Genomic DNA, 21,374 nt, shown 5'->3' with positions numbered 1-21,374 from the left:
ATTAATGGCGTGTTCGGTTCTGACGCTCTTCAATTAACATTGCACCAAGAGTTTGAATTACATCTTGGCTTGCCGCTTCGGCGTTCGCAAAATACTTTTGAATATTTGCAGACTCTTGAATGCAGGTATTTGTTGTAACACAGTTTATAGCTGCCAAAATATTATCATGAACAAGTTTATGCGGTGTTTCCAATTTTTTAAAACTTGATGTCGCACCGAAGATTTCAGCACCTTTGCCACCATCAGCCCATTTGCCGAGTCGGCAATGGTGATGATCGACAAATTCCCCTTCTAGTTTTAGGTTAAAGACACTTTTGTACCCTTTGGATTTGAAGAGGAGATGATCTAGTTTTACAAGTACCATAAAGACGGAATACAAAATATTAGTTGAATCGTTGTGTATGGTATCCGTCCGACTTCCAAGATCTTGCAATGTAATGCGGAATCGTTCCAACTTTTCGCTGGATACCGTTGAAATCGTTTCCATTGTGCTCGAACGTTCATATATTTCTACCGCATTTTGTTTAAGACTTTGGACACTCATCGCCACTTCTTGAGTTGCTTTTTGTGTACGTTCCGCAAGCTTTCGCACCTCATCGGCAACAACCGCAAATCCGCGTCCGTGTTCACCTGCACGTGCCGCTTCAATCGCCGCATTGAGCGCCAGAAGATTAGTTTGATCCGAAATATCTTTAATAAGATTAATAACTTGGCTGATTGAACCGACACTTTCATTCAATTGCGAAACAGAACCGTAGTTTTCGGTAATGTTGCCTACAAGCTCCTCTTGTGTCTGAAAGAGGGCACTGATCTCATCGTTAATGTCTTGAGCATTGTTTCGATTGTCTTTGTTCAATACTTCAATCTCTTCAAGTTCTTGCACATTATCTGCAAGATCTTTTTGCAAGATTGATAGATCACGCTGGCATGCATTCGTTAATTCATCTGTTAGATGACGAATCAGGTCCGACATTGTTGCACTATCACGGTAACGGCTATTTTCTTCTTTTAGCCGCTCTATTTCATCTTTAAGGCGCTCATTCTCTCGTTCATATTCCGCAATCTTGGCATTAAGCGGCTCTACGTCAACACGATGTTGACCGTTTCCAAAAAACATAGGCATATTCCTTATAGTAAAAACTGTAATGATTTTATAAGCTAATAGATAAGCGACAGCTTAAAATATAAGAAAAATTAATTTTTAAGTTTTTTATTGTTAAATTAAAAAGGACGGTTTGAAGATGAAGAAAGAGAAGGCTCCCCAGGAATCTGAGGAGAAAACGATTAACGTTTTGAGAATTGAGGTGAACGACGCGCTTTGCGTTTACCCGGTTTTTTACGCTCAACGATACGTGAATCGCGAGTAAGCATACCAAACGGTTTCAATACAGCACGGAAAGCTGGATCAAATGTGCAAAGAGCACGAGAAATACCGTGACGAAGTGCATCTGATTGACCAGAAAAACCGCCGCCGGTAGTAGATGCAACAATATCAACTGATGTATCTTGCTTTGTCAAAGAAAGCGGTTGAGTAACACGCAATTTTTTTGCTTCAAGACCACCAAGCCATGCATCGAGTGAAAGACCGTTTACAGTGATTTTACCTGTACCCGGAGCAAGCCATACTTTAGCGATCGAAGATTTTCTTCTGCCGGTTGCATACGTTTTTGCCATCGTTTATCCTTACTTAGCGATCTGTGCAGAGTGAGGATGCTCAGCACCTGCATAGATTTTTAGTTTTTTCAACATCGCACGACCTAATTTTGTTTTAGGAAGCATACCGCGTGCTGCAAGTTTAAAGAGTTTTTCTGGGTTAGTCGCCAAAAGCTCTGTCATTTTTACACTTTTAACGCTACCGAAGTAACCGCTGTGCGTGTGATATTCTTTCGTAGCCAATTTTCCGCCGCCGTTGATGACGATTTTAGATGCATTGATAATAATAACAAAGTCACCACAGTCAACATTTGGGGTAAAATAAGGTTTGTCTTTTCCGCGAAGACGGGCAGCAACATCAGTCATCAGACGACCGAATGTTTTCCCTTCTGCATCGATCAAAACCCATTTACGGTCGATTTGCTCAGGTGAAGCAATTTTAGTAAATTTCATCTTGAGTCTCCTTCTAAAGTCTCTATAAATAGTGGCGCAATTGTACCAGTATAAACTTATAATTTACTTAAATTAAGTTTTTTATAAGCACTCTACCCATTCGATTCGATCTTCTAAGAGATAGCACAAATATCCCCGTACGTTAGCTCCCGTAAATACACGGACCGCTTCTACATACCGTGCAATCTGATCTCGATGCTTTTGCTCCTCTTCACGTCCGCTTTTATAATCGATAATTTTCCAGCCGTTTTCACCCTTCACTAACAAATCAATCACCCCGATGTTTCCTTTGTGGCGTATCATCTGCTCTTTGTAACAATCACCTTGGATTAGCGTACCAAAGTACTCATTGTCTATTAAACGACCGATCCGCTTTTCGATCTCCTCCATTGCACTGGGTTGAAGAAACGCACCGTAACGGTTGCGGGTCGATTCGAGAGAAACCTTCAGCGATTCGTGACTAAACTCTCCCATCATCTCCAGCGTATAGTGCAGTGCCAACCCAAACTGCACCGCCGCATAATCATACGTTTCCTCTTTAAGAGAACTCGGTTTCTCTTCTTGTCGCCCGAATGAGAGGGCTTTAAAATTCAAAGACTTTTGCACGAGCGGCACATCAGTGCGATGCGTTTTTATCTCCAACGCACCCCAATGTGACGGGGTAAGGCAGAGAGGATCAAACCATGAATTTTTGGTTTTCGCTAGTACACTAAGCGATTCCGCCGCGCGGGTCAGGGCGACATAGAGAGCATTGAGCTGATCCTCTCCTGCAGCTTCTTTTTCGGCTTCGAGAGCACGAGAGTAGAGGGGATCGAGTAGTTCACGCCCTTTGATCCGATAATGCATTCCGCGAAGCACCGCCCCCTCATACTCATAGACTATCGCATCGTTACGGCTCCGAGAAGTCCCTAGACGATCGAGAACAATAACGTGCTCAAACTCCAACCCTTTGGATTTATGAACCGTCATGATCCGAATCCCCCGCATATCGCTCTGTGGCGAAGTGCTCTCCAACCGATCAATCTCGAACACCACCTCTTCGATGTCGCGGTAGCTTCGCAACGCTTCGATAAACATCAATGCGCTCTTATCGGCAATGCGAAAACGTTTGATAAACGTAATCACGGCACTCTCCACCTCATCAACAGCCACCCGTTCTATCTTTTGGCTCTCTACCCCCAGCAGTGCGGCGCAGTTGAAGCGATACATTTCCTCTCCGAAATAGCAATAGCGCAGATACTCGATGATAGCGCGGACACTTCGCTGTGCGATAAGACGTGCGGTCGTCTCGGTCACGACGTCATACCCCCGTTCACTGAGTACCTCTTCCACCGCGCTCCCGTCTTTGTTGGTCGCGGTCAAAATAGCGATCTCTTCGGGTGCGGCACCTTGAGTGATCAACAGTGCGACCCTCTCGCTCAGCGATTCGAGCAGATCATCGCTAGACAGAACCTCGACATACCCTCCGCTGTAGCTTTGCGGGCTTTGCTGAGGAACATACCCTTTGATTTTCCCCTCGAAGGCACGATTCACAAAATGGACAATCTCACTGCGGGAGCGGTAGTTCACCTTGAGCGGTTCGAGCTTCACATCAAACAATTGTGCCACTTGATGAAAGAGGGCACTCACCCCACCGCGAAAACGGTAGATCGACTGTTTCACGTCCCCGACAAAAAAGAAGCTCCCCCCCTCGTTCACCCCCACGCCGGAGCGGATCTCTTCAATCAACGGACGGAGGATGTCAAACTGGATGACACTCGTGTCTTGAAACTCATCGAGGAGGAGATGCTTGAGGCGAGAATCGAGGCGAAAATAGAGAAATTCGCTCTCCAATTTTTCCCTCAGAAGCGTGTGGACGTTGAGGGTTATATCATCGAAACTGAGCTCATTACTCTGCGTTGCCATACTTTGTCGGCTTTTGATATAGAGTTTGAGGATTGTAAACAGTTCTTTGAAATAGAGCACCTCGCGACGGTGCATTTGTGAAGCAACGGCACGCTGCAATTCATTGAGCAGTTCATCCATTCGAGGCTCATACGTTTTTTTAAAATCCCAGTACTCCATACTTGGTTTAAAAAGCCACGTTTTCTCCAACAGCTCCTCATAACTCTCAAACTCCATCGTTTTTCGGGCGCGATCACTGAGCGGTTTTGAGAGAGTCAGCTTTGAAAGTTCACGAGCACACTCTAACGCATACCCTATAGACTCCTCCGGAGCATCTACCCCATCGTAACGCTGAATATCGAGCTCTTTGTATTTGGAATAGAGGGCGCAGAGGAGTGTAAAGAGATCCCCGAGCCGTTTATCGCTCAAAAGTGAGAGATGAACCAGCGCCCCAGTTGCTTGTGACACCTCCACTTCATTCAAAAATCGCTCCAACAAAGCGCTCTCATGATGGTTCTGCACCGTTTTAAACGTCGGCATCAACCCCGCATTGAGGGCAAATTTGCGCAAGATTCGACCGAAAAACTTATCCAATGTCGAAATTTGAATATCGGAGCGGAGAAACCTCGATAGAACTTTAGGGCGCTCTTGTAAAATTTCCTCTTCGCTCATTCCACAAAGACGGGCGATTTGGGGCAGTTCACTCCGCGAGGGCAACTCTTCGAGGGTGAGGATGATCCGCTCCAACATCTCGTTTGCCGCTTTATTGGTAAAGGTCAATGCCACGATCGACGAGGGAGCCTCCCCCATAAAGAGCAAACTCAGATAACGGACAACGAGGTTAAACGTCTTTCCGCTCCCCGCGCTCGCCTCATAAGCCAAAAACGGTTCAAACTCCACGCATCACCTCCCGATGACAGAGGTAGGTGTAGGGGCAGTGGCGACATCGGCTCAAATCCTCGCACATCTCCCAGCTCCATTGTTTTTGAGATGCCATCACGGCCAATATTTCGCGTAATTTGGCAATTTTAGCCTCTAAAAACCGCTCGAACTTCACCTCACCGCTCCCCAAATCGTAATAGCCGCAAGCTCTCACCTCTCCTAACTCCCCTGCGAGTAATGCGTAGACACTGAGCTGATAATCGACATCGCTCTCTTTGGGTTCTTTATCGGTTTCGGGATACTTGCCGCTTTTATAATCGATCACTTCGAGAGTCCCCTCGTTCTCATCGATACGGTCGATCCGACCTGTGAGTCGTATCCCCTCAACTTCGCAACTCACCTCTTTTTCACGGTGAAGTACCCTTACCCCTGATGCAAATCGAGAGACCTCGCATGTATAAAATTCTTCCAGCTTATCGATCCACAACCGTTTCATGTACCGCTCCAGCGGGTCATCGCTGTGTTTCTCTTCCCATAATCTGCTAATAGAGTCTTTGATCGCAGAGGGTTCCAAGTAGCGATCATTCTCGGCATAGAGCTTATCCAAAACACTGTGAAGCTCATTACCGATATCGCGCTCCTGCGACAAATCACGCGGCAACTCATGCTCTCGGATATGCTCTATGTAGCGATAATAAAAGGAGCGTTTACAGCTCAAAAAGGTTTTGATCCCGCTCGCAGAGAGGAGATGAGCAGTAAAATCATATTCTCCCTCTATTACTCCAACATGCCGCTCATTAAAATGGGGAGTCGGAAAAAGAACCTCTTCATAGCGGTATACGGCAGGGATACTTTTGATCCCCAATTGGAGTAAAAAACGAGACGGCACCGACTCGGCGTTTTGGACACACCCGATTACCACTTTTTGTGCGCGGTTACATAGCATTGCGTAGTAATGTTTTTGGAGCGATTCGCGATCATGGGCGCTCGGCAATCCGGCGTACTCGCGGGTTTTGGTGTTTAAAAAGAGATCTTTTTCGCTCTTGTGCGGAACATACCCCTCATTAAAATCGACGATCACCACCCCATCAAATGCGACCCCACGTGTCTCCAACAGCCCCATCACCGTTACCTTCCCCCCTCGTACATCGTCGATGCTCCGCTGACGCAAGCGATTCATAAAGATTCGCAATACCGATCTAAACTCCATCTGCTCCAGCGCATGGGAGAGATGGCTAATGTGTTGGATCTCATCGCGGATGATCTCGAGTGAGCCTTCATCGGCATCATCGAACATCACGATCAGCTCTTCGAGATCGCCTAAGCGAAACTTTTGGGGATAATGGGTTTTGAACCACTCTATCGTAGTACTTTTGACATTGCGTACCCGCTCACGATTCAACACGCTCATCTCATCCAAAAAGAGGGTAATACTCTCGATCTCTCGATAGAGGGCGCTATTGGAAAACGGCTCCCCCATCGCAAAGTTAAAATTCCCCTCCGTGTCGAACTCTTTTATCATCTGCGCCGCATCTTCATCGGGCAGTATGATGGCAATCTTCTCCGGTGCGATCCCCTCCTCCACAAACGCCTCAACCGATGCTTTGATAAATCCGATTTGCGCCAGTCGGGTGTGAAATACTTCGCACGTAATAGCACGATTCATATAAAGAGGCTTATCCGAAATGATCTGTATCGAACTTAGCGACAAGTGATACTCTCTACCCTCGATGAGTTCAAACCCCATCTCCGCTAAACGAGCCGTCATTTTACGATTATACGCCGTCGTGTTGTACAGAAGTATTACTTCCAAATGCGTAGCACACTCTCGCAAGAGTGCGCTCTCATAGCGGCTCAGATACCCCTCGACAACAATCGTTATACGATCAAAGTTACGCAAAAAATCGTGCTGGATGGTCGTATGACTAGAGTTAAATATTCTATCCGCCCACCCCTCGCGAGCGCATATTTCGCCGTATCGTTCACGCAGTCTTGTAAGAATCGCGATATGTTCCTCATACTCGCCGTACACATCGACCGCTTGGAGAGTTTCGACACTGACCTGCTCACTGGAAAGCTCTTCGAAAAATCGGAATAGATATTCGGAGTTTTGGATAAAACTGAAAAAGTTTCGCTCGATATTGAGTGCCATAAACCCTGAGAAATCACACGCTTCATGCATCGCCAAAAGGCGTAAATCTTCATCGGGTACAACTTTTCCCACCGCAACGTAGGCACGGGATAGAAATTCTCCCATACTCATCATGTGGGGAATAAAACTCTCAGAAGAGCTTGCTACAGCTTCACGAATACACCGTGCAGTTGGATAAACGATACATTCTCTATTCATACAGAGTTTTCCCCAATTTTTCTACATACTACCCCATAAGGATATTATGATTTTTACTATTAAAGCTATTGTAGTGAATTTCCCCTAAAGGGGAGAAGATATATGAATAGAGATTAAAATTCGGAAGTGATAGGGTTACGAGTATCCGCTTTGAGGTTGTAGTAACGTTGTAAAGTCCCCACAGAGACTTTTGCCATGATGTCCCATCGACCCGCTTTTGGTAGATCAACGGGAGTAAAGGTGTATTTCCCCTCTGTAACGCTCGGATTACTGAGATTCATATCAAACTCTTTAAGATCCGGACGAGTGAGGATGATTTCGACTTTTGCATCATTAACGGCATTACCCGATTTATCACTCACTTTATACTCAAGGATTGAACCTTTTTCAGTGATTTGTGGGGTTAAAAATTCAATCGTGTAATTTTGGTCAAACGCAATCTTAGCATTAATGATTTCATTCGCATTGGCATCATAGTCATGATACCCCTGCATCCCGTAATTGGACAATTCAACCGGATTATTGAGTGCAACTTTTATCGTCCATACACATGCGCCGATAACACCGACGATAGAGAGCCCGATAATAATCGGCCACTTCGTTCCGGGGTTTTTAAACATTCTCTTTTTCCTCTTTTTTGCGAAAAAATTTCCCGCGTAGATATTTCAAAATTGCAAAAAGAATGATACCGTAAAAGATTACTCGTAAAATATCAATGAAGTTTTTACTTCCGCTACCCGCTGATGAGCTTAAGGTAACATTGTGATGTTCCGCAATTTGCTCAGCGACATCGCTGTAGCCGTTAAACATGGCCACCGAATATTTTGAGACAATTTCTGCCCCCTTGGCACGTTCTGCCAAAATCGGCAAGATAGTCCCGCCACGGTTGCTAATTAATTCTGAAGCTTCATCAAAACTGCGTGCAAACATTACGGCACTCACTACTGAGCCCATGAAGGTTGCATTCGGACTTAAGACCTGAGATTTGTTAAAATATTCGTATAAAGAGACGGGACGCGCCAAAATATCAACTTTTTGTTTAAGTTCGATAAACGTCATAATGACTGCAGGCTCTTTAAGCTCAGTTGAGAGCTGTTTTTCGAAATCGGCAATACTCTGATTTTCATCTGTATCACGTACCATTACCAAATAGAGCGACACGCCCGTTTTAGCTTTGAGTTCCGCACCGATAGCATTGATCTGCTCAGAAAATTGAGGATTTTTGACAACATCATCTTTATATAAATATTCAGCATGAAGAGAGAGTGAGAATAAAATGGTGAGGGTGAGGGCCGCTAGCCCTCGTGAGAGTAACAAAAGCTACCCTTAACCGACGTAAAGGTGATTTGGTGTTATCACCGCCCACAACGTTACCGCTGCAGAAACCACTAATGCGATTGTGATGAGTTTATCCATGATACTTGCCATACTAAACCCCTTATTTTACATCAACACGATGTGTAGCATTTTCTGTGCTGAACATCTTGATGTCTTTTTCATTTTCAACTTGGTAATAGTTAGCCGCAGACCCTTGTTGTACACCCAATCCCCACACGGTCAAACCGGCAAGGATAGAGAGAAGCAACACGGTCGCAATTAACATACCGGTGATACCGTCTAATGCAAAAATACTACGATTTTCCATTCTGGCTCTCCTTATTTACTAAGATCGGTGACATAAGCACCAAGCGCTTTAACTTGAACATCTGTCAAGTTGTTAAATGCTGGCATTGCACCGATTGAACCTTTTTTACCATGCTTGAGAACATTAGCAACCAAAGTCGGATTGAACTCAGCAATGCTAGGTCCTACCATATCGATACCTTTACCGTCAGGCCCATGACATGCAGCACATGTTCCGGCAAATACATCTGCACCAACAGTGCCTTTCATTCCGCCTGAAACATATTTTGCTACCGCATCGATCTCTGCATCGGTAACCAATGCACCGGTATTAGCGTTCAACAATCCATTACGATCCGGCATAGGCATTTCCATACCAAGAAGTTGATTGTTTGACCCGTTATTGATAACGTGTTTAACCGTTGCTTCTTCCAAACGTACGTTCAAGTTTGCTGCTTTACCATCAATACCGTCAGCTTGTAAACCGTGACACGGAGCACATTGTACAATAAATACAGATCCGCCCATCTCTTTAAGAGTAGCTTCATCCATATTAGCATGTTCAGCTTCAAATTTCGCGTCATGTGCCGCAACTTCTTCATTATATTCACCGATTTGTGAATACGAATTGACCGGATATCCCGCAAGGAAATACCAAATCGCCCAAATAGTGAGACCCAAGAAGATAATCGCCCATCCAAAAGGAAGTTCGTTTTTATATTCTCCGATACCGTCCCAATTCTCATCCGCAAGTTTACCGCTCGCTTTGTCGAATTGCATTTGTCGAACATATTTGGTAACTACGAATGCTGTTACGATGACGAGAACAACTGCGCCCAATACGGCGAGTTTATTAACCCAGTCACCTTCACCACCCATACCGCCGGCTGCACCGACAGCAACGTAGGTGAAGCCAAGCATTGCAATTACAACTATGATAGCAGCAAGTACTGTCTTATTCATTTATGCCTCCTACTTTTTTATCATCGTTTTTCGAGATTGTTTCGATCGGTTGATCGGTAACATCGTCGTGGAGCGCGATATTTCCGTACTTTTCATAATCGCGCTTCCCTTTCCATTGCGAGCTGTAGAGGTGATAAATGTACGAATACAACACCACCACTAAAAACGCAACGAAGAAAAAGTAAGCATACGCTTGAAGTGTACCGAGATCCACGCTTTCTCCCTTATTTCAGACTGTTAAGATATGCGATCATCGCTACGATTTCAGGGACTTGACCCGCTGCAACCGCATCTTTAACGTCTTGGTCTTTCATATCTGCTGCAATCACTTTTGCTTCTTCCAAAGCTGCTGCTTTTGCTTCATCTAATGTCGCTGCCAACGGTACAGTCACTTTTGTGCCGTCTGCCATTGGGATTTCAGTGTTATACGGTGTTGCAAACACTTTATTTACGGTTATTTGTTCTGCATAAGCAGTGTCGATATCCGCAGCATTTTTAAACATCCAGCGATATGCCGGCATGATTGAACCCGGAACAACCGCTGCAGGATCTTTCATGTGATTTTCGTGCCAGTCTGTTGTACGGTAGTTACCTACACGCATCAAGTCAGGACCGGTACGTTTTGAGCCCCAAAGGAATGGACGGTCATACGCATATTCACCGCTCAAGCTGTAGTGACCGTAACGATCCGTTTCAGATTTGAACGGACGAATGAGCTGAGAGTGACATCCCATACAGTTGTTTTTAATATAAACATGACGACCAGCAAGTTCCAACGTGGTGTAAGGTTTAGTCCCTACTACCGGTTGAGACGCTTGCGCAAAGTTTGGCAAAATCTCAATGAGACCAGCAAACGCGATTGTTAAGAATACTGCTACCGCGAAAAAGAACGGGTGTTTTTCTAACCAGTGAAACATTTTTCCCCTCCTTATTAAGCGCCCATAGGCGATGCGTTTTGAAGTTCACTCTCTTCAACACGGCGAGAGCTTGTCATTGTTTTGTACATATTGTACGCAAACAAGAACATACCTACGAGGTACAAAGTACCACCAACAGCACGAATAGTGTAATACGGATGCAATACAGTAACTGTATCGATGAATGAGTAAGCTAAGTTACCGAATTCATCATGCGCACGCCACATCATACCTTGTGTAATACCTGCAATCCACATAGAGGTGAAATACAAAACAACACCAAGAGTTTGGATCCAGAATTGTGTGTTCATCAAAGATTTAGAATAAATCTCACGTTTGAATACACGTGGAGCCATGTGGAACAATGCAGCCATAATCATGAATGCAACCCAACCAAGAACACCATCATGTACGTGACCAACGATCCAGTCTGTAAAGTGAGCCAAAGCATTAACTGATTTGATCGCTTGAATTGGACCTTCAAGAGTAGAGAACATATAGAATGTAGAAGCCAAGATCATGAATTTGATCAATGGACTGCTAGCAACTTGTTGCCATTCACCCTTCATCGTAAGAAGCATATTGATCGCTGAACCCCATGAAGGAAGAATCAATACAACCGAGAATACAGAACCCATAGTTTGCATCCAATCCGGTACGGTAGAATAGATCAAGTGGTGTCCGCCTGCCCAAAGGTAAACAAACATCAATCCCCAGAACGCAAGAAGAGACAATTTATATGAATAAACCGCTTGACCTGATTCTTTTGGAAGGAAGTAATAGATCATCGCAACGATAGGTACGGTAAATCCAAATGCAACCGCATTGTGACCATACCACCATTGTACCAACGCATCATTTGTACCTGAGTACATTGAAACAGAGTGATACCATGCACCGATTCCGCCTGAAGCAAAATACGTTGGAATTTCCATATTGTTGAAAAGATACAACATAGCAATACCCAAGAAAGTAGCAATGTAATACCAAATAGAGATGTACAATGATTTTTCACGGCGAATACCGATCAAACCGAAAATTGACATACCCCAAATAACCCATACCACGACTACCGCGATATCAATCGGCCATTCGAAATCTGCATATTCTTTACCGGTAGAGATACCGAGTAACAATGAACCGACTACTGCAACTACTACCAATAGATAGATAAAAAAGTGCAATTTAGCAAGGACCATCAAGAATTTTGATTCCGCCATTGATACTTTCAATACGCGTTGACCTACATAATACCAAGTAGCCCAGATACCGCTAAGGGTAAAACCAAAGATAACTGAGTCAGTATGCAACGGACGAAGACGACTAAAGTTGGTGTACTCTGCCAATCCCTCTCCCGCCATCAAATTCACAGCTGGAAACGCCATTTGCCACGCCAAAATAACGCCGACAAGCATCCCGACAATACCGAGAACAACAGTTGTAAGCATAAACCACTTCGCAACCGTGTAATCATACTCCAATGGACGATTCTCCATTTACGACCTCCTTAAAGATTCAAAGCATAAGAGCCTATTAGGGCACCTCTAATCTCACACCTGAAATATCCGGTGAAATTAGAAGTGCCCTTAACACTTTTGTAACAAAAGTAGGCTATTAGACACTCTAATAATAGCAATCACAGTATTTGAGGAATCTTAAATTATTAAATGTTTTTCACACTATTGAAACTTAACGATAAATTTAAGTTTATTTACAGTTTTTGGGGAAGAAAAGTAACACTTGAGAAGAAAAAAAGATTGCTTGGGGAAAAGAATTTCCCCTTACTTATGGTTATCGTTGGAGAAGTTGAAGAAATTCACTGAAAATGTAGCGGCTCTCTTTTGGCCCCGGACTTGATTCCGGATGATGTTGTACGGAAAATACATGTCCGCTGTTATAGCGTAATCCTTCAATCGTATTATCGAAAAGATTGATATGGGTCACTTCCGCAATCTCTCGAACCGATTCTGGAACATTATAATTATGGTTTTGAGCCGTAATCTCGACCATCCCTGTTTTAACGTTTTTAACTGGATGGTTTCCGCCGTGATGCCCGAATTTGAGTTTATGGGTATCGTATCCGTGCGCAATACTAAGAAGCTGATGCCCTAAGCAGATCCCGAACAACGGAATTTTACGCGCTATCAATTTTTTGATCTCTTCTTGCTCACGTTTCAACACCAAAGGATCTCCCGGCCCGTTAGAGAGGAAAACACCGTCAATCTCTTTAGCGTCATAGCGCGCGATCAATTCATCGGCACTAAAGCTATTTGGAAGGACTTCCACTTCCAATCCCGCTTCAGTGAGTTCATTCAAAATATTGCGTTTAACCCCAAAATCGATTGCCGCAATCTTCGCTTTCGGTGTAGGGGCATCGTTATAACGGAAATGAAAAGGATCATAAATCCCGTTACGATGAGTATATGCCGTTTTTGTGCTCACCTCTTTAATGTAATTAACCTCTTCAATACGAGGAGAGCTCTCTAACATTTTTTTAAGTTCTTCTTTATCCGAAACCTTTGTTGAAGCGATCATCATCATCGCTCCCTGTGTTCGAAGCATTTTAGTGATGTAGCGGGTATCAATGTCGCAAATTCCGATAATCCCGTGTTTTTCTAAAAAGGTATGTAACGCTTCTTCGGCACGGAAACTCGAATATTCACTTTGATACTGACGAACAATGATCCCTTTACAGTGAGCTTTTGTGCTCTCCATATCTTCATCATTCACTCCGACATTCCCGATTTCCGGCATAGTAAAAGTGACAAATTGCCCGGCATACGAAGGGTCAGTGATAATCTCCTGATAGCCGCTCATTGAGGTATTGAAAACGATCTCGCCTACCGCTGTCGTATCGGCACCAAAACTTTTGGCACTCAGATAGGTGCCGTTTTCAAGATAAATCCACGCGTCACGCAACATTATGCCATCCCCCTTCGAACCAATTCATCTTTATAAAGTTTCTCATATACAATTTCGTATTCATCGGTACCCGGAATCAAATTACGTTTGTAGCTTTTCAATTTTTGGTATACGGCAGATTCGATTTCACTCGAATCTGCGATAGAACCGGTAATCGCATCGTAAATAATATTTTTGATACGGTTTTCACTCACATCATAATTAATCATATCTTCTTCATACAATACATCTAAAATCTGATGGGCAATATCAGAATAGCGGTCTTCATACGATAATACGACCCCATATTCAGGTGCCAATTTCTTTTTGATCATGAAAAAGAGTTGTCGCTCATCGGCAAGATAGAAATCGATCTGCTCTTCATTCGCATTAACGATCTCTTTGACCTTCTCTTCGAGTGCCATCTCTTTTTTAATATTGGCGGTTAGAACGCCCTCAGCCTCTTTGGCGGTACTCTCAAGCCCTTTGGTCATCGTGACCAATCCGCTACGGCTAAGATCGACAGCAATTCGTGTCGCGATATGGGGTACGTGTGTCAGTGAAACCTTCATTGCCAGCCCTGAGTGAAATTTTCTGCATTTTAGCCTAAAATACCTCTTAAATCGCTTAGAGGAAATGAAGCGTTATTTTGGCGGTTCAGGAAGTTTGCGTAATTTATCGGTAATTTCAGACCCTTTTTTCGGATCCATTTTGGCCAATATTTGCCCTACTACCTTGCTGTTGAGGGTACTCATGATATCCGCGGCATCTGAGGAGGGCATCTGAGAGAGAATTTGTGCCGATGCGGAAGGCTTCATTTTCGCAAACGTCTGAGAAACTTTATCCGATTTAAGCTGTTTGATTTGATCCAGTATTTTTTTGTTCTCTTCTAACATTTTTTTAATCGATGCTTCTTTCGCCTTGATCTCGTTTAGCTTTTGATCGACTTTGGTATCTTTTCCTTGTAACAACGCCTCTTTTTTACGTAATAGATCTTCCGTTGCCCTTTTTAGTGAATCAAGGGATTGCTTTTGCTCGTCAATCCGCTCCAATTCTACCAACAGCTCATTTTTGCGATCTTCAAAAATTTTAGTACACTCATACGATTTGGTAGCGGGTGCTCCGTGCAGTAAACTCATTATCACTAACGCTAATAATCCAAATATTTTCATAAAATCTCTCTTTTATAACTCATAGTCCCGATCTCATCAAGCATTTTAGCCTCTTGTGCTTTAAGATTTTTAAGGTGTAGCTTCATCTCTTGAACTTCTAAATATTTAAATTTCTCATAATCCATCATCGCCGCTTTGAAGCGTTCTCGCATCTGGTATTGGCGTTGTTGTGCGGATTGCAATGCATTTTGACACTCTTCTATCGTAAGATGCTGTGCATGTATCATAGCAGCAGCTTGAGTAAATTCTCCGATAGCGCCGTGCGTCGGTAAACCCATTCGGGAAAGTTCTTCGTAAGCTTGAGAAAGTTTATCGGTCGCGGAGGAAAGAGCGTTATTAGCAGCTATAAGCGCACGTTCAGCAGTGTCTAAACTCTTTTTTTTGAGTTTAACCAGCGGGGCGTAACGCGATTTGCTCATAAGCGCTCCTTGAGGGTAAGATTACAATGTTATTGTGTCGTTTCGATCCGGTGATGTAGAAATCATACCGATTTTAGTCTGTGTCAACTCTTCAATCGCACGGAGATATTCTTGTGCCGTAGCTGGAAGATCTTCAAAGCGGCGAACACCCTCGGTTTTGTCCCATCCGGCAAACGTTTTATAGACCGGTTTCACGTTCTCAAGATCAAGCGGCATATAATCGATCACTTCACCGTTCACTTCATAGGCAACACACACTTCGATCGTCTCGAAACCATCAAGGACATCAAGTTTCATAATGGAGAGATCATCACACCCGTTCAAACGGCTTGCATAGCGACATGCTACCGCGTCAAACCATCCACAACGACGAGGACGGCCCGTAGTGGTTCCAAACTCATGCCCTTGCTTTCGCAAACGCTCCCCAATCTCACCATGATCTTCACTCGGGAAAGGGCCGTTTCCAACGCGGGTACAGTACGCTTTGACGATCCCCGTTACTTTGCCGATATCTTTAGGATTGACCCCAAGACCCGTACACGCACCCGCTGAAATCGTCGATGAACTAGTAACGTACGGATAGGTTCCGTGATCGATATCGAGCATCGTCCCCTGAGCACCCTCTAGGAGAATTTTTTTATCCTCATCCATCAGTTTCCACGCCATCTGCGTCGTGTTCGCCAAAAACGGTACCAACGCGTCTGAAAAGGTTGTTAATTCAACGGTTAATTCTTCTTTGGTTGGTAAAGCAATTTCCAACGCTTGAAAGATTGCACTGTTTTGCTCAAAATACTCCATAACACGGTTGGTGAGGGCTGCAACGTCTCGAAGCTCTCCGAGGCGGAATCCCGCACGGGCGATTTTTTCACTGTACGCAGGTCCGATACCGCGACCTGTCGTACCGATCGCTTTCTCACCGCGAAGTTTCTCTTTGGCTTGATCGATCAACGTGTGAAACGTCAAGATCATGTGTGCCGATTCAGAGACGAACAAACGTCCGAGAAGATTATCAAACTGCTTCATCTCTTTGATCAAGGCTTCGGGAGAGACAACGACACCGTTACCGATTATATTGATCGCTTTTGGGTTCAAAATCCCCGATGGAATTAGGTGTAGGGCATGCGTTTTTCCATCCACAACAATCGTATGTCCGGCATTGTGCCCCCCCTGATAACGGGCAACACAATCGTACTTTTGCGCGAGTAAATCGACGATTTTCCCTTTTCCTTCGTCACCCCACTGGATACCGACAATCAAATCTGCTTTCATAAATAATCCTACTTTAGTTATTGGTGTAATGCGTCAATCAACGCATCGGTGTAAATGGCGAATCCGACCGAAACGGTTTCATCGCTTTTATAACGTCCGCCCATGGCATAAACTTCATTGCCTTCAATAACACGGAAAAAAAGCTCATCATAATAGAGCATTTTAGCGTAATAAAGGGGTGCTATGACGGTATTCGGATATTCTAATCCCTCGCAAAGCTCTTTTATTTTAACAAGCTCGGGTTTAATAACCTCAGGAACAATTGCGGCAACTTCATCAATCTCATGTGCGTGCTGCATATAAACCAATCGTGTCAGCCAATCGATTTTAAGCGATAAAAATTTCTCGATATTCACGTGGCGGAAATCATCTAAATGAAGTCCTAACATCTCCGAAAGGAGACGGGGAATATTAATATTTGAGATCTGTAATAACGGCGCAATTTTCAACTCTTTTAAAATTCGTGTTGCTTGAATAAGAGCCACCGATAAATTCGGCTCATCGATAATCTCTACTCCGATTTGATACTGTTCATGCGCAGGATAACGGTAGACCGGTTGGATATAAAACCATTTCTTATGTTCAGTGTTTCCGCCAAGACGTTTATTAATGATACGAACCACGTCAATCGTCGAATCGGCACGGAGGCTGATCGGATGATTTTCGCTGTCATTCACACGAATCAGTTCACGCTGATCGCAAACACTCATATGCTGGTGATACGAAAAAAGCGGGGTTAAAATTTCTTCAAATCCGGCATCGCTCAGCAATGTGCTCGCTTTGGTTTCGATTTCACGCTTTGTCTTTGCCGCTCCCGCGAAGTAAAGCTTTGAGCCTTCGGGAATTTCGTGTTCAAAAACCATTGTTTTAGAGTCCAAAATAGACGGTATTAAACACGCGGTTAGCGGTTCCGTCATAGGCACGGCGTCCCATTTTATCGAGAGCCAATTCCACCGCGTTAGCCGCCCAACACGCTTCATACGGAGCGATGAGCCCCATATGGTTGATACGGAAAATCGAATCTTTGATGTGATCTTGTCCACCGGCAACGTTTATATCGAACGCTTTGAGGGTTGAGCGGATTTTTTTCGCTTCGACGTCCCCTACCGTCGTCATCGAATCGGCTGGGCTTGTCGGATAGATGGAAAGACCGATTGCCATCATCGCTTCTCGAGTTGCTTTCGCACGGCGCGCCGTATCGACGTAGAGTTTATCCAAACCGCCTTCGGCTTTGATACGGTTGAGTACCGACTCCAACCCGATAGTAATCGTCGTTGCCGCCGTCCATGCGGTCGTGTTTTTACGCTGATTTTTGATCTCGGTAGCGAGGTTGAAATAATACCCTTTGCCGCTTCCGATTTTCTCAATCGCTGCGTTGCTTAGACCCATAATCGCGAGTCCCGGAGGGAGCATTAACGCTTTTTGGCTCCCTGAGATCAGACAATCGATATTGGTGACGTCGATTTTCTCAACGCCCACCGCCGTGATACCGTCCGCAATCACCATAATGGCTGGATTATGCGCTTTAACCGCGCTCGCAATTGCTTCGACACTGTGGCGCAATCCCCCTGCACTTTCACAGATTTGGATCGCGATCGCATCGACATCAGGGTTTGCATCGAGTGCCGCTTGGACTTCCTCTACGGTTGCCGGAGTGTCCCATTCGTGTTTGATCTCTACATTGGCAATAGAGTGAGCTACGGCGATTTTACCGAAACGCTCACCGAATTTTCCCGAATTGATCGAGAGGAGTTTGGAGTGAGCAAGGTTGATCACTGCCCCCTCCATCGCTCCGGTACCCGATGAAGCGAGCATCAACACCTCATCCATTCCAAGAAGTTCGAATAACAATGTGCGGGTTCGCTCAAAAATCGCTTCAAATTCCGGTGTACGGTGGTGCAGCGTCTCACCTGCCATAGCGATACGTACCGACTCAGGTACCGGGGTTGGTCCGGGGGTAAAAAGTAACATTCAAAAATTCCTTGAGGGAAAGTGTCATAAATCCGCGCATTTTATCCTATGTGAGGTTAGCGGAGGTTTAAGGGGTGAGGCTATGGTACAATTGCACCAAAAAAAGAGCTCAATTATGACCTTATTTGACGCACTCATCCTCGGAGCACTCGAGGGAATAACCGAATTTTTACCGATTTCTTCAACAGGGCACCTGATTCTTGCTTCGCACATGCTTGGCTTAGAACAAACCAATGCCCACAAAGCATTCGAGGTCTCCATCCAACTCGGAAGTATCCTCGCCGTCTTATTCCTATATGCCAAACGGCTAATGCAGGACAAAATGTTGTGGCTCAAAATCGGTGTCGCTTTTTTACCGGCAGGTGTTTTGGGATTTTTGTTCTATAAACAGATCAAAGCCCTTTTCGGTGTCGAAACGGTAAGCATTATGCTCATCGCGGGGGGAATAGTATTCTTACTTTTTGAGTATCTCCGTCGCGACAAACCCATCGATGCAGGAAAAGATATTTCAGAACTCAATTTTAAGCAGGCCTTTACCATCGGGGTATTTCAAAGCCTCTCGATGATACCGGGTACCAGCCGATCCGGTGCGACCCTCATCGGCGGATTAGTAATGGGGCTTAGTCGTAAAAGTGCGGCGGAGTTTTCGTTTCTCCTCGCCATCCCTACGATGATTATTGCTACCGCATACGATCTTCTCAAACATCGTAACGAAATGGTGGTGGATGACTATTTCATGCTCTCGGTAGCATTTATAACGGCATTTGTATTTGCCCTCGCAACGGTCAAACTCTTCGTCTCCTTTGTCAGCCGTCATACCTTTACCCCGTTTGCGATCTATCGAATCGCTGTAGGGGTCATTTTCTTTTATCTGATAACCGCACTTCCGGCATGAGAGCGTAAAAACTTAATCTGATCAATCAAAATTTTTGCCAGTTCCAATGCTTTGGAGCGGTGCGAAAGCCCTTTTTTCACATCATTCGGCAGTTCTCCGAGCGTTTGTTTATATCCATCAGGAATAAAGATCGGATCGTATCCGAATCCATTTTCCCCTCGTAACTCACTAATCACATCCCCGTGCATCCATCCGTGAACACAGTTCTCCCCTTCCCGTGAAACAATCGCTATTGCCGCCGTATAGTGAGCCGGAGAAGTATTTAACCTTTTTTCTTTTAGCGCCTCTACCAGTTTCAGAAGATTGTCTCGATCACTCGCACCCTCTCCGCCGTAACGGGCGCTGTAAATCCCAGGAGCCCCTTCAAGTGCATCGACGCTGATACCGCTATCATCGGCAATGACGATCACATCGGAATCACCCAATGCCGCATAAACGACACGGGCTTTAATAAGTGCATTTTCTTTAAACGTATCGCCGTCTTCGATAATCTCAAATCCCTCTATCACCTCGGTGTAGGGAAAAACCTCCCGATCATGGAGAAGATCGATAATCTCACGTACTTTTCCTTTGTTGGAAGTGGCCAGTACAACTTTCATTTCATTCCTTAGATTAGTCTTAGCAATATTTTCTCAGCCATCCGCCTCAAAAGTGAATGTACTATAATGACGAAAATTTTAGCTTATCTAAGGTGACAACGTGTTTAAAACAGTTCTCCCACTCTCCGCGATTCTATCGCTCCGATTCTTCGGTCTCTTTCTTGTTCTTCCGGTACTTTCAGCTTATGCTCTTGGACTTGAGAGTTCAACTCCATTTTTAGTGGGTGTTATCGTCGGCGGATATGCCCTCACTCAAGCGATCTTCCAAGTTCCGTTCGGGGTTATGAGCGATCGTATCGGCCGTAAACCGACACTCCTCGTCGGACTCGTTATTTTCTTGGTCGGTTCCATCATCTGTGCAGTAAGTACCGATATTTATACCCTTATGGCGGGACGTTTTTTACAAGGTGCGGGAGCCATCGGTGCGGTTATCCCCGCTATGATCAGCGATCTCGTGAGCGAAGAGTCACGCGGTAAAGCGATGGCGCTGATGGGGGGAACCATTGCAATCAGTTTTGCCCTTGCCATGGCAGCGGGTCCCGTCATCAGTGCATACGCAGGTGTTGCATCCCTCTTTTGGATCACTGCGGTACTCTCAATTTTAGCGATGTTGGTACTCTTTACCAAAGTCCCTACCCCTCCGCGCATTCGTCATATTTACCACTCGACCACTACGACGGCTGATATTCTAAAAGATCCGAATCTCCTCAGTATGATCATCACCAACGGAATGCAAAAAGGGTTGATGACGGTCGCGTTTGTCCTCATCCCGATCTTGCTCTTAGACAGTGCGGGTGTTTTCAAATGGGAAGCCAAAGAGCTGTGGCAGGTGTATGTTCCGGCAATGTTTATGGGGCTTATCGCCATGGGACCAGCGGCAGTGTTCGGTGAAAAATATAACAAACCGCGCGAAATATTTTTGCTCTCTATCGTCTTGTTTATTGTCTCATTCACCCTCATGGGATTTGCGACAAAAAGCTGGGAGTTTGTCCTCGGTGTCATCGCCTTTTTTATGGCATTTAACATGATGGAGCCGCTCGTTCAATCAATGATCAGTAAATACGCTCGTGTTCATCAAAAAGGGGCGGCTCTGGGGATCGCCAACGGGGTCGCCTATTTTATGACTTTTATCGGCGGGGCTGTTGCCGGTATCGCATTGCAATATTCTAACCGCGAGACACTTGCTATTGGACTTATCATCATAACAACGTTATGGCTTTTGTGGACATTTAAAATGTCGAATCCGCATCGCTATTCGCATCTGTATATCTCGCTAGATCATGTCGATATGGAAAAATTAAATAACTTGGAACATGAACATATTGCGGAGTGGTATATCAACGAAACTGAAAATATTGTTGCGGTAAAATATCGTAAAGATATGGTTGAAGAAGAAGCGATTAAAGCAAAAATTGTGAAATAA

22 protein-coding genes and 1 pseudogene are annotated in these 21,374 nt (G+C 44.6%); 2 read left to right on the top strand and 21 right to left on the bottom strand.

Going from position 1 to position 21,374, the window contains the following annotated elements; all coding sequences use genetic code 11:
• Nucleotide 1: 1 nt before the first annotated feature.
• The 20 genes and pseudogenes from RMO68_RS00765 to RMO68_RS00670 all read right to left on the bottom strand — a co-directional run bounded on the left by RMO68_RS00765 (nucleotide 2) and on the right by RMO68_RS00670 (nucleotide 18,457).
• The gene (locus RMO68_RS00765; protein WP_310439103.1) at nucleotides 2-364 is read right to left on the bottom strand and encodes a CZB domain-containing protein; all 363 of its coding nucleotides are present in this window, start codon (nucleotides 362-364) and stop codon (nucleotides 2-4) included.
• A gap of 75 nt (nucleotides 365-439) precedes the next feature.
• Nucleotides 440-973: pseudogene (locus RMO68_RS00760) on the bottom strand (methyl-accepting chemotaxis protein); the annotation flags it as partial.
• A gap of 311 nt (nucleotides 974-1,284) precedes the next feature.
• Nucleotides 1,285-1,674, bottom strand: coding sequence for a 30S ribosomal protein S9 (gene rpsI, locus RMO68_RS00755; protein ID WP_182729597.1), 390 nt, complete (start codon nucleotides 1,672-1,674; stop codon nucleotides 1,285-1,287).
• Between the two features lie 9 nt (nucleotides 1,675-1,683).
• On the bottom strand, nucleotides 1,684-2,106 hold the full coding sequence (gene rplM, locus RMO68_RS00750) for a 50S ribosomal protein L13 (RefSeq protein WP_182729598.1): 423 nt from the start codon (nucleotides 2,104-2,106) through the stop codon (nucleotides 1,684-1,686).
• An 81-nt stretch (nucleotides 2,107-2,187) separates the two neighbouring features.
• Nucleotides 2,188-4,890 (bottom strand): RecB-like helicase, encoded by a 2,703-nt coding sequence (locus tag RMO68_RS00745; protein WP_310438810.1) that lies wholly within the window; start codon nucleotides 4,888-4,890, stop codon nucleotides 2,188-2,190.
• The gene (locus tag RMO68_RS00740) at nucleotides 4,880-7,222 is read right to left on the bottom strand and encodes a PD-(D/E)XK nuclease family protein (RefSeq protein WP_310438809.1); all 2,343 of its coding nucleotides are present in this window, start codon (nucleotides 7,220-7,222) and stop codon (nucleotides 4,880-4,882) included. The genes RMO68_RS00745 and RMO68_RS00740 overlap by 11 nt, the downstream gene beginning before the upstream one ends.
• Before the next feature lie 113 nt (nucleotides 7,223-7,335).
• The gene (locus RMO68_RS00735) at nucleotides 7,336-7,842 is read right to left on the bottom strand and encodes a FixH family protein (protein WP_310438808.1); all 507 of its coding nucleotides are present in this window, start codon (nucleotides 7,840-7,842) and stop codon (nucleotides 7,336-7,338) included.
• Complete coding sequence (locus tag RMO68_RS00730; protein ID WP_310438807.1) at nucleotides 7,835-8,539, bottom strand: 3-dehydroquinate dehydratase; 705 nt, start codon at nucleotides 8,537-8,539, stop codon at nucleotides 7,835-7,837. Before RMO68_RS00730 ends, RMO68_RS00735 begins: the two co-directional genes overlap by 8 nt.
• Before the next feature lie 121 nt (nucleotides 8,540-8,660).
• Complete coding sequence (locus tag RMO68_RS00725) at nucleotides 8,661-8,867, bottom strand: DUF4006 family protein (protein ID WP_294895079.1); 207 nt, start codon at nucleotides 8,865-8,867, stop codon at nucleotides 8,661-8,663.
• Nucleotides 8,868-8,878: 11 nt separating this feature from the next.
• The gene (locus RMO68_RS00720) at nucleotides 8,879-9,808 is read right to left on the bottom strand and encodes a c-type cytochrome (RefSeq protein WP_310438806.1); all 930 of its coding nucleotides are present in this window, start codon (nucleotides 9,806-9,808) and stop codon (nucleotides 8,879-8,881) included.
• Complete coding sequence (locus RMO68_RS00715) at nucleotides 9,801-10,022, bottom strand: cytochrome c oxidase, cbb3-type, CcoQ subunit (protein ID WP_294895083.1); 222 nt, start codon at nucleotides 10,020-10,022, stop codon at nucleotides 9,801-9,803. Before RMO68_RS00715 ends, RMO68_RS00720 begins: the two co-directional genes overlap by 8 nt.
• 10 nt (nucleotides 10,023-10,032) lie before the next feature.
• Nucleotides 10,033-10,725, bottom strand: coding sequence for a cytochrome-c oxidase, cbb3-type subunit II (gene ccoO, locus RMO68_RS00710; protein WP_310438805.1), 693 nt, complete (start codon nucleotides 10,723-10,725; stop codon nucleotides 10,033-10,035).
• Nucleotides 10,726-10,739: 14 nt separating this feature from the next.
• A complete protein-coding gene (gene ccoN, locus RMO68_RS00705; RefSeq protein ID WP_310438804.1) occupies nucleotides 10,740-12,221 on the bottom strand; it encodes a cytochrome-c oxidase, cbb3-type subunit I in 1,482 nt (493 codons plus the stop codon).
• A gap of 295 nt (nucleotides 12,222-12,516) precedes the next feature.
• Nucleotides 12,517-13,644, bottom strand: a complete 1,128-nt coding sequence (gene carA, locus RMO68_RS00700; RefSeq protein ID WP_310439102.1) for a glutamine-hydrolyzing carbamoyl-phosphate synthase small subunit — start codon at nucleotides 13,642-13,644, stop codon at nucleotides 12,517-12,519.
• Nucleotides 13,645-13,646: 2 nt separating this feature from the next.
• Nucleotides 13,647-14,198, bottom strand: coding sequence for a DUF507 family protein (locus RMO68_RS00695; protein WP_310438803.1), 552 nt, complete (start codon nucleotides 14,196-14,198; stop codon nucleotides 13,647-13,649).
• 72 nt (nucleotides 14,199-14,270) lie between these two features.
• Complete coding sequence (locus RMO68_RS00690) at nucleotides 14,271-14,798, bottom strand: MotE family protein (protein WP_310438802.1); 528 nt, start codon at nucleotides 14,796-14,798, stop codon at nucleotides 14,271-14,273.
• Nucleotides 14,795-15,217: a flagellar export protein FliJ gene (locus RMO68_RS00685; protein ID WP_310438801.1), complete on the bottom strand. Its 423-nt coding sequence runs from the start codon at nucleotides 15,215-15,217 to the stop codon at nucleotides 14,795-14,797. The genes RMO68_RS00690 and RMO68_RS00685 overlap by 4 nt, the downstream gene beginning before the upstream one ends.
• Nucleotides 15,218-15,238: 21 nt before the next feature.
• The gene (locus RMO68_RS00680; RefSeq protein ID WP_310438800.1) at nucleotides 15,239-16,486 is read right to left on the bottom strand and encodes an adenylosuccinate synthase; all 1,248 of its coding nucleotides are present in this window, start codon (nucleotides 16,484-16,486) and stop codon (nucleotides 15,239-15,241) included.
• A 17-nt stretch (nucleotides 16,487-16,503) separates the two neighbouring features.
• Nucleotides 16,504-17,349, bottom strand: coding sequence for an ATP phosphoribosyltransferase regulatory subunit (locus RMO68_RS00675; RefSeq protein ID WP_310438799.1), 846 nt, complete (start codon nucleotides 17,347-17,349; stop codon nucleotides 16,504-16,506).
• A gap of 4 nt (nucleotides 17,350-17,353) precedes the next feature.
• Complete coding sequence (locus RMO68_RS00670) at nucleotides 17,354-18,457, bottom strand: pyridoxal-phosphate-dependent aminotransferase family protein (protein WP_310438798.1); 1,104 nt, start codon at nucleotides 18,455-18,457, stop codon at nucleotides 17,354-17,356.
• A gap of 115 nt (nucleotides 18,458-18,572) precedes the next feature.
• Between RMO68_RS00670 and RMO68_RS00665 the strand changes: the two genes are divergently transcribed.
• The gene (locus RMO68_RS00665) at nucleotides 18,573-19,352 is read left to right on the top strand and encodes an undecaprenyl-diphosphate phosphatase (RefSeq protein WP_310438797.1); all 780 of its coding nucleotides are present in this window, start codon (nucleotides 18,573-18,575) and stop codon (nucleotides 19,350-19,352) included.
• On the opposite strand, the gene rdgB is transcribed toward RMO68_RS00665, so the two are convergent.
• On the bottom strand, nucleotides 19,325-19,951 hold the full coding sequence (gene rdgB / locus RMO68_RS00660; protein WP_310438796.1) for an RdgB/HAM1 family non-canonical purine NTP pyrophosphatase: 627 nt from the start codon (nucleotides 19,949-19,951) through the stop codon (nucleotides 19,325-19,327). The genes RMO68_RS00665 and rdgB overlap by 28 nt on opposite strands.
• Before the next feature lie 100 nt (nucleotides 19,952-20,051).
• Here rdgB and RMO68_RS00655 point away from each other — a divergent pair, with 100 nt between their 5' ends.
• Entirely contained in the window at nucleotides 20,052-21,374 is a 1,323-nt protein-coding gene (locus tag RMO68_RS00655; RefSeq protein WP_310438795.1) for an MFS transporter, read from the top strand.

Source organism: Sulfuricurvum sp. (assembly GCF_031427015.1).
In the GTDB taxonomy this organism is placed as follows: Bacteria; Campylobacterota; Campylobacteria; order Campylobacterales; family Sulfurimonadaceae; genus Sulfuricurvum.
This window is presented reverse-complemented; position numbering and strand designations above follow the sequence as displayed.